The sequence below is a fragment of the Gordonia sp. (in: high G+C Gram-positive bacteria) genome, assembly GCF_049299075.1.
GTDB lineage: Bacteria > Actinomycetota > Actinomycetes > Mycobacteriales > Mycobacteriaceae > Gordonia.
Genome location: NZ_JBAQWU010000008.1, coordinates 1 through 9,463 on the forward strand (window position 1 = coordinate 1; position 9,463 = coordinate 9,463).

Consider the following 9,463-nt stretch of genomic DNA (forward strand, 5'->3'; position numbering starts at 1 on the left):
GGTTGAGCCGGCGCGGGTCACCAAAACCTTCTGGTATGACTCGCAGCGCGTGGCGCTGTGGGTGTTCTCCCCGGCGATGAAGCGGGAGATCCAGGTGCAGCTGCTCCTGGCCCGTGACTGGTGGTTCGACGAGAAGGCCAAGTTCCCGCAGCTGTACACCCTCGACGGCTTGCGTGCCCAGGAGGATCAGAGCGGCTGGATCCTCAACACCGACATCGCTGGCTTTTACCGCGACAAGAATGTCAACGTTGTTCTGCCCGTCGGTGGCGAATCCAGCTTCTACACCAACTGGAAAGAGCCCGATAAGGGCAAGAATTACCAGTGGGAGACATTCCTGATCCACGAACTCCCTCCGCTCCTGGAGAATCAGTGGCGATCCACCGACGTGCGCGGGATCCAGGGCCTTTCGATGGGTGGCAGCGCCGCCATGATGCTGGCGGCCCGCAACCCGGGGTTCTACAAATTCGCCGCATCGTATTCGGGCATCTTGCAGCTGACTTCGTACGGCATGCCGCAGGCGATCCAGTTCGCGCTGCGCGACGGCGGCGGCTACGACTCGATGAAGATGTTCGGACCGCCCAGCGATCGAGCATGGGCGGAGCACGACCCGTACCTGCTCGCCGACCAACTGCGCGGCACCAGCCTCTACATCTCCTCGGGCAACGGCGTCGTCGGACAGCACGACAACCCCAGCGACATTCCGCTGCTCGCAACCAACTACTCGGGAGTCGGACTCGAGGTTCTCGCGCGGACCACTAGCCAACAGTTTGCGACCAAGCTCAATCAGCTCGGTATTCCGGCGCAGGCGGTCTACCGTGCGTCCGGCACGCACACCTGGCCATACTGGGAGTTTGAGATGAAGCAGGCGTGGCCGCAGGCCGCCAGTGCGCTTGGCCTGGCCGGCGACCGCGTCGCGTGCAAGGTCGGGGAGGCCTTCAAGAAGGCCAAGCAAGTGCGCAGCCTGGGTGGCTGCCTCACTCCGCAATATGCAATCCCCGGCGGCTTTGCCCAGGACTTCCGCAACGGTCGCCTGTTTACCGGACCGAAGGGTCCGAAGGTGGTCACCGGTGCGATCGGCGGCGCCTACGTGTCGAGCTTCGCCCGGCTGGGTCTGCCGACCAGCGACGAGGTGCCCACCCGGGACGGTAAGGGCAGAGTTCAGACCTTCGAGCGCGGCAAGATCACCTGGAGCCCGAGCCGGGGCGCCCGGGTCGAGGGCCCCTGACCGGGACGGCCGCCCCGCTCGCATATTGATAATCGGCTGAGTATTTGCCGTGTTTACGCAGGTAATTACCTTGCGAAGCGCGGAGTCGCCGAAAACGGAAGGTAGCCTCAAGGCATGACAGGCAAGAACACGCGCGGCCTCCTTGTGTGCGCCGCTCTGGTCGCTGCAGCCTTCGGGGCCACCGCGTGCGGCGACTCGTCGACCGCCACCGCGCCGCTGACCCAGGACGCGACCATCGCGACCATGTCCGGCCACTCGTCCGCGCGGGCGGACTCGTCGGTGCCAGCTGGCCCGTCCGACGGGGCCGCCGCCTCCAGTAGTGCCGAGGCGGCCGCCTCCAAGGCCACTACCGAACTGCCGGCCACCAAGCCGAGTTCGGCGGCGACCAATACCGGCAACGGTAATGGTGAACCGGACAGCGGTCAGGCGAATGGGCGCACGCTGTCGGCGAAGGAGAAGAGTTACGTGGCCGCGCTGAAGCGCGACAATGTGACGTTTATGGGCGATGACGACAACACGATCGCGCTGGCCTGGGGTCACTACGTCTGCCGCGAAAAGGGTAAGAACACCGACCCGACCGTGATCAAGGTGTACATCCGCGCCGGTATCGGCCCGACGACGCAGAGCGATCAGGAGGCTGGCGCCAAAGCCGACAAGCTCATCTCTGCTGCCGAGAAGAACCTTTGCTGACGCACGGGCAGATCTGAGGGGTCACCGATGAAACGACACTGGCGCAAGCTGGTGTTCGGCGTGGGTGTCCTGGCGTTCGCCGCCCTTGTCCTCGTGATCATTTTGGTCATCGGGCTGCTGCGGCCGTCGCCCCCCGTTCCGCCCGGGGCGACGACGCCGCCGACGACGCCGCGCGCCGACTCCCAACCTGCCGACTGCCCCGATGTGCTCGTCGTCTCGATCCCTGGAACCTGGGAATCGGGTGCGAACGACGACCCGTACAACCCGACCGCCAATCGGAACGCTTTGTTGCTGCGCGTCACCCGTACCTTGCAGCAGAACTTCCCGACGCAGCGCGCCGAGGTCTACACCGTGCCCTACGTGGCGCAGTTCCGGAATCCCACCGTCCTCGGCGATAGGCAGCAGGACTACAACGTCTCGCGGGCCCAGGGCAAGCGGCGTACCGTCGCGAAGTTGACGAAGACGCATGACCACTGTCCGCTGACCACTTACATCTTGATGGGCTTCTCGCAAGGCGCGGTGATCGCCGGTGACGTCGCCAGCGATATCGGCAACGATCGCGGACCCATTCCGGCTGCCGACCAGGACCTCATTCTGGGGGTCGGCCTGATCGCCGACGGCCGCCGCGAATCCGGCCAGCAGCAGGATGTCGGACCCAGTCCGTCCGGACACGGGGCCGAAATCGCGCTGGCCGCCTTTGGCGGACTGGTGCCCGGCATCGAGATGACGGGTTCACGCTCGGGTGGCTTCGGAAGTCTGACCGACCGCGTCTACTCGGTCTGTGCGGGCGGCGACCTGATTTGCGATGCGCCGCAGGTGACCAATCCGATTGCCGCGTTGAACAATCTGGCTGGCGCCGCGGCTAATCCGGTACATGCCATGTACGCCACCGACAAGTATTGGTCGATGGGCGGCGCGACCGCTACGCAATGGCTCTATGCGTGGTCCTCGCGGTTGATTAAGGACGCGCCGCAGCCGAAACACAGCTGATCGTATTTGGGTCCGCTCACCTGCTGCGTTAACCTTTTCGTGACCTAATCAAGATCCCGGCTGGACTGGTATGCGCGAGGAGGGCCGTCGTTGACCGCAGGTAGCCTCTCCCACACCGCCGACGGGCTGCGGAAATTCCGGTTCGGTGCGAGCGGCGAAGGCAACAAGCATGAGGGCGGCGCGCGGCGCTTCGTTCGGCTGGCCCAGACCGCCGAGGATTACGGCTACGACACCTTCGCGATTCCCGACCATCTGGGCAATCAGGTCGGTCCCTTCGCGGCGCTCGGTGCCCTGTCGCAGGCGACCAGCAGTATCCGGCTGGCCACGTCCGTGCTCGCCAACGGATTCCGGCACCCGGCCGTTCTGGCCAAGGAAGCCACCACGATCGACGTCCTGTCCGGTGGTCGGCTTGAGCTGGGCCTCGGTGCTGGCTGGCTGAAGGCGGAGTACGACGCGGCGGGTCTGGACTTCGGTACGCCGGGCGAGCGGGTCCGGCGGCTCGACGAAGCGTTGACCATCCTCGACGGCCTCCTGCGGGGGCAGTCTGTCGACTTCGACGGTGAGTTTTACACGGTTCACGGACTGGAAGGCAGCCCACGGCCCCGACAGGGTCCGCGGCCACCAATCGCCGTCGGCGGCGGGGGGCCCCGCATACTGGCGCTGGCCGCCAAGCATGCCGACATCATCTCGATCGCCACGCGCACCACACCGGACGGGCGGCTCCGGCTGTCAGATATGACGTTCGAGCGCACCTGCGAGCGCGTCGACCGCGTCCGGCAGGCCGCGGGCGAGCGTTTCGACGAGATTGAGCTGAACTGGACGATCGCCAGCATCGTCGTTACCGAGGACCGCGTCGGGACCGCTGAGATGGCGTTGAAAGCCCTGGCAGACGGCTATCCGCCGAATGTGGCGCGGGATGTTGAGCTGACCGTCGACGATCTGCTCGCCTCCCCATATCTGGCCTTTGGGACCTACCAGGAGATCGCCGAACAACTGCGTCGCGTGCGCCGCGAGACCTCGATGAGCTACGTCGGAATCTTCCCGATGCAAATGGATGTATTCGCACCGGTGATCCCGTTATTGAGGGGGGAGTAGAATCAACACGGTTTTGTGTGCTCCGGACCGGCAGGGACTGTTGGAGGGCGGGGCACGGACAGGGCGCGGTGACTTGCGGGGGCTGGTCACCGGCGCCACGAAGAGTGGGACGAGTAGAGGCCGCATACCGCGGCAGGGAGTTTGGACATGCTGAATACCGAGTTCGAGCAGTTTCTCGATGAGTCGGGGAATCTTCGGTTCACCGAGGATGCCACCCTTGTCGACTACGTCGAACGGAATGTCCGGGACGAAGCCGACACGCTGGCGTACCGGTTCATCGACTACAGCCGCGAGCGCGACGGCGAGCCGCAGGATCTGACCTGGGCGCAGTTCGGCAAACGCCTGCGTGCGGTAGCCGCGCGCCTGCAGCAGGTTACGCAACCCGGCGACCGCGTCGCCATTCTCGCACCCCAGTCGCTGGAGTACGTGATCGGCTTCTTCGCTGCCCTGTACGCGAGCAACGTCGCCGTACCGCTGTTCAGCCCGGACGAACCGGGCCACACCGACCGGCTCACCGCCGTGCTCGCCGACTGCCAGCCGACCGCCATCCTCACCTCGACCAAGTCGGCCGAAGCCGTCCGCGACTTCTTTGCCGACCGGCCGGCCAAGGATCGTCCGCGTGTGATCGCCGTCGACGCCGTCCCGGACTCGGTCGGGTCCACCTGGGTCGCCCCGGTGGCCGGACAAGACCACAACCGCGACACCGTCGCCTACCTGCAATACACCTCGGGGTCCACCCGCGTCCCGGCTGGCGTCGAGATCACCTACGAGGCGGTCGCCGCCAACTGCCTGCAGATCTACGACTGCATCGAGATCGACCGCAACTCGCGCGGTGTCACCTGGCTGCCGATGTTCCACGACATGGGTTTGCTGACGGTGATCCTTCCGGCCCTGGGCGGAAAGTACATCACCATCATGAGCCCGGCCGCCTTCGTGCGGCGCCCGGGCCGGTGGATCAAGGAGTTGGCTGCGGCGGACGACAACGCGCCGACCTACGCCGCCGCCCCCAACTTTGCCTACGAGCACGCCGCAGTCCGCGGTCTGCCGCAGGACGGTGAAGAACTCGACCTCTCGAATGTCATCGGTCTGATCAACGGCTCCGAGCCGGTCACCGTCAGCTCGATGCGCAAATTCAACGAGGCCTTTGCGCCTTACGGACTCTCGCCCAAGGCGATCAAGCCGTGCTACGGAATGGCTGAGGCCACCCTGTTCGTGTCGGCGACGCAGCGTGACAACGAGGCGCTGATCACCTACGTCGACCGGGAAGAGCTCAATGCGGGGCGTTTCGTTCCGGTCGACGAGGGCGCCGAGAACGCGATCGCCCAGGTCGCGTGCGGTCAGGTCGCACTCAGCCAGTGGGCGGTGATCGTCGACGCGGACACGTCCACCGAGATGCCTGACGGACAGGTCGGGGAGATCTGGCTGCACGGACTCAATATCGGCAAGGGCTACTGGAATAAGCCCGAAGAGACCGAAGAGACCTTCCACAACACCCTCGACCATCCGCTTGCCGAGGGCAGTCACTCCGCCGGGACCCCTGCCGGTGCCCAGTGGATGCGCACCGGCGATTTCGGTGTCATCTACGGTGGCGAGCTGTACATCACCGGTCGCGTCAAGGACCTGGTGATCGTCGACGGCCGCAACCACTACCCGCAGGACCTCGAGTTCAGCGCGCAGGAGGCCAGCAGCGGCCTGCGGCCGGGTTTTGTGGCGGCCTTCGCCGTGCCGGCGAATCAACTCCCCGCGGAAGTCTTTACCGGCGGTTTCTCCGGACTTACCGCCGATCCCCACGATGCGTCCGAGCAGCTGGTGATTATCGCCGAGCGTGGGCCGGGCCGAAAGGTCGACCCGCAGGAGATCGCCGACGCTGTGCGCGCCGCGATCGCCGGACGCCACGGTGTCATGGTGCGCGATCTGTTGCTGGTTCCGGCCGGCTCCATTCCGCGTACTTCCAGCGGCAAGATCGCTCGTCGGGCGACCAAAGCCGCGTACGTCGACGGCACCCTGCGCGGCGGTTACCAGCAGACCGCCTTCCCGGATGCGGTCGACGAGTAGGTTCCGCATCATCGTTCACTTCGCGCCGACAGCCCGGTATGTCATCGACATGCCGGGCTGGACGCGTACTTACCGACACTTGAATAGGCTGTAGACGATGTCTGACTCTGAGAACACTCCATCGACCGAGACCGACGGCGAGACCGCTGGCGGTTTATCCGTCGAGGAACTCCGCGCCTGGCTGCGCCAGTGGGTGTCCACCACCACCGGTATGGCGATCGACGCGATCTCCGACGATCGGCCGATGGAAGAGTTCGGTCTCTCCTCGCGCGATGCGGTGGCTCTGGCCGCCGACGTCGAGGACCGCACCGGGGTGATCCTCACCGCTACGGCGGCCTACAACCACCCGACCATCGCCATGCTTGCCAAACGCATTATCGAGGGCGATCCGGACGAGGGTCTCGACGTTGACGCCGATCGTTACTGGGAGCGGGAGCGCGCCGCCGACGACGACATCGCCATCATCGGTCTGGCCACCCGCTTCCCCAAGGCCGGGTCCACGCCCGAGTCGACGTGGCAGGCCCTGATCGACGGCGTCGACGGCATTACTGATCTGCCGGAAGGGCGCTGGACCGAGTTCACCGCCGATCCGCGCCTGGCCGCGCTGATCGCGGACGCCAACGTGCAGGGTGGCTACCTCGACGACGTCGCGGGCTTCGACGCCGACTTCTTTCAGATGAGTCCGCGCGAGGTCGAGATGGTTGACCCGCAGCAGCGGCTGGCGCTGGAGTTGACCTGGGAGGCGCTGGAGAATGCGCATCTGCCAGCTAGTGACCTGCGGGGCGAGCCGGTCGGTGTCTTCATGGGCACCTCGACCAACGACTATCAGATGCTCGCCACTCTCGGTTTGGGCGAAGGCGCCTCCGAGACCGCGGCCTATGCGCTGACCGGGACCGCGACGTCGATCGTGGCCAACCGGATCTCCTACTACTACGACTTCCGCGGACCGTCCGTCGCCATCGACACTGCCTGCTCGTCGTCGCTGGTCGCCGTGCATCAGGCGGTGCGCAGCCTACGGTCCGGGGAGACCAACGTCGCCGTGGCCGGTGGCGTCAACATGATCATCACCCCGGCCGTCACGCTCGGTTTCGACAGCATCGGCGCACAGGCCAAGAACGGCCGGATCAAGGCCTTCTCGTCCGACGCAGACGGCATGATTCGCGCCGAGGGCGGTGGCGTTTTCGTGTTGAAGCGACTCGCCGACGCGCGTGCCGACGGCGACCAGGTGCTCGCGGTGATCGCGGGCAGCGCGGTGAACTCCGACGGACGCTCCAACGGCATTTTTGCGCCGAACCCGGAGGCTCAGGTCGCCGTGCTCCGCGACGCCTACCGCGACGCGGCCATCGATCCGCGCACCGTCGACTACGTTGAGGCGCATGGCACCGGCACGGTGCTTGGCGACCCGATCGAGGCCGATGCGCTTGGCCGCGTCGTCGGTCGCGGACGCATCCCGGACGCTCCGGCGCTGCTTGGTTCGGCCAAAACCAATTACGGCCATATGGAGGCGGCGGCCGGTGCGGGCGCGCTGGCCAAAGTGGTGCTGTCGTTGCAGCACGACCGGATCCCGGCGTCGTTGAACTACGTCGGCCCCAACCCGTACATCCAGTTCGAGGCCACCAACCTCAAGTTGACCGATCAAGTCACCGACTGGCCGCGCTACTCCGGGCACGCTATCGCCGGCCTCTCCGGCTTCGGCTTCGGCGGCACCAACGCGCATATCGTCGTGCGCGAAGTGCTCCCGACCGACTTGTCCGCAGCGCCGCCCGTTGAGCCGACTGACGGCTCGTCCCTGCCCGCTGACCTGGTCGAAGCGCCAGTCGACGACGACGACGAATTCCTGACCGAAGTCGAACGTGCCGTGCTGGCCGCGCAGGCGAAGAAGCCGGAGGTCGTTGCCGCGCACGTCGAGGCCGATCCGGCCGCCGGCTTCGCCCCGGCCGCGGCCGAGGGCGCCGTGGTGCCACTGGTGATCTCCGGCTTTTTGCCGTCGCGCCGGAAGAAGACGGCCGCGCAACTGGCGCAATGGTTGGAGACCGAAGAGGGCCGCTCGACCCCGCTGGTCGAGATCGGCCGCACTCTGGCACGCCGCAACCACGGCCGTACCCGCTCGGTGATCATGGCCCGCACCTGGGACGATGCGCTTAAGGGCGCGCAGGCGGTGGCCGTGGGCAAGACGGTGCCGTTCGTCTTTACCGCAGACTCGCCGGATGCGGCTTCGGCGGTCTGGCTGCTGTCTGGCTTCGGCTCGCAGCACCGCAAGATGGGCAAGCAGCTCTATCTGGAGAATCCGGTCTTCGCGAAGTACCTCGACCGGGTGGACGCCCTCGTTCAGAACGAGCTCGGTTACTCGATCGTCGAGTTGTTTCTCGACGACGCCCAGACTTACCGCATCGAGACCAGCCAGGTCGGCATCTATTCGATCCAGGTGGCGCTCGCCGATACCATGGCGCATTTCGGTGCCGAACCGGGCGTTCTGGTGCCGCATTCCATGGGTGAGGCCTCGGCCGCGTACATCAGCGGCGGTCTGTCGCTGGCGGACGCTACCCGGGTCATCTGTCAGCGTTCGCGGCTGATGGGTGAAGGCGAGTCGATGCTGGTCGGCGATGATATTCGGCTGATGGCCCTGGTCGAGTACAGCGCCGAGGAGATCAACGACGTGTTGGTCGACTACCCAGATCTCGAGATCTGTGTGTACGCGGCGCCGACGCACACTGTTATCGGCGGTCCCGAGCCGCAGGTCGACGCGATCGTGGCGCATGCCGAAGCCGAGGGAAAGCTGGCGCGCAAGCTGGCGACCAAGGGTGCCAGCCACACCTCGCAGATGGATCCGTTGCTCGGAGAACTCGCTTACGAGTTGACCGGAATTGCCGCGCAGCGGCCGACCGTTGGCTTCTACAGCTCGGTCGACCGGGAAACCTTCTACCGCCCGGGTACCGATCCGGTGCACACGATCGAATACTTCACGAAGGGCCTGCGGCACAGCGTGTGGTTCGCCCAGGCGATCGCCAAAGCCGTTGAGAACGGCCATCGTACGTTTGTCGAGCTGGCGCCGAATCCGGCCGTGCTGATCTCGGTCGCCGCGACGACGTTCGGCGCGGGTGTGCCCAACGCCGAGCTGATTGAGACGCTGCGCCGTAAGGAAGACGAGTCAGCCGGTCTGCTGACCGCGCTGATGAAGCTCTGGGTTCATGGACACCCGCTCGACGTTGGCGCGCTGTTTGGCACCGGTCAGGATTTGCCGTACGGGAATGTGCCGCGCACCAGCTTTGACCGCAAGCGGTACTGGCTGACCGCCGCCGTCAGCAGCGGCTCCGGTCTCACCTCGGTGCCCGGCTCGCATGTCGCGCTACCCGACGGCCGCCACGCGTGGGAGGTGGCCGCCGGTGCGGTGACTGATCTGCGTGAATT

General features: G+C 65.9%; 6 protein-coding genes. All 6 read left to right on the forward strand.

The window, feature by feature from the left end:
* The coding region (locus WAW85_RS00325; RefSeq protein ID WP_422557691.1) for an alpha/beta hydrolase-fold protein at positions 1–1,225 on the forward strand (1,225 nt) is incomplete at its 5' end.
* Between the two features lie 114 nt (positions 1,226–1,339).
* Entirely contained in the window at positions 1,340–1,915 is a 576-nt protein-coding gene (locus WAW85_RS00330; RefSeq protein WP_422557692.1) for a DUF732 domain-containing protein, read from the forward strand.
* Between the two features lie 27 nt (positions 1,916–1,942).
* Positions 1,943–2,905, forward strand: a complete 963-nt coding sequence (locus tag WAW85_RS00335) for a cutinase family protein (protein ID WP_422557693.1) — start codon at positions 1,943–1,945, stop codon at positions 2,903–2,905.
* 90 nt (positions 2,906–2,995) lie between these two features.
* Positions 2,996–4,000 carry an LLM class F420-dependent oxidoreductase gene (locus WAW85_RS00340; RefSeq protein ID WP_422557694.1) on the forward strand — a complete coding sequence of 335 codons (1,005 nt, stop codon included), beginning with the start codon at positions 2,996–2,998 and terminating at the stop codon, positions 3,998–4,000.
* Positions 4,001–4,147: 147 nt separating this feature from the next.
* Positions 4,148–6,055, forward strand: a complete 1,908-nt coding sequence (gene fadD32, locus WAW85_RS00345; protein WP_422557695.1) for a long-chain-fatty-acid--AMP ligase FadD32 — start codon at positions 4,148–4,150, stop codon at positions 6,053–6,055.
* Positions 6,056–6,152: 97 nt separating this feature from the next.
* Positions 6,153–9,463: beta-ketoacyl synthase N-terminal-like domain-containing protein (locus WAW85_RS00350; RefSeq protein ID WP_422557696.1), on the forward strand; the 3,311-nt coding region annotated here is incomplete at its 3' end.

Bases quoted from the DNA above. Each gene is read 5' to 3' on its own strand.
- WAW85_RS00330 (WP_422557692.1), top strand. From the start codon at position 1,340: ATGACAGGCAAGAACACGCGCGGCCTCCTTGTGTGCGCCGCTCTGGTC.
- WAW85_RS00335 (WP_422557693.1), top strand. From the start codon at position 1,943: ATGAAACGACACTGGCGCAAGCTGGTGTTCGGCGTGGGTGTCCTGGCG.
- fadD32 (WP_422557695.1), top strand. From the start codon at position 4,148: ATGCTGAATACCGAGTTCGAGCAGTTTCTCGATGAGTCGGGGAATCTT.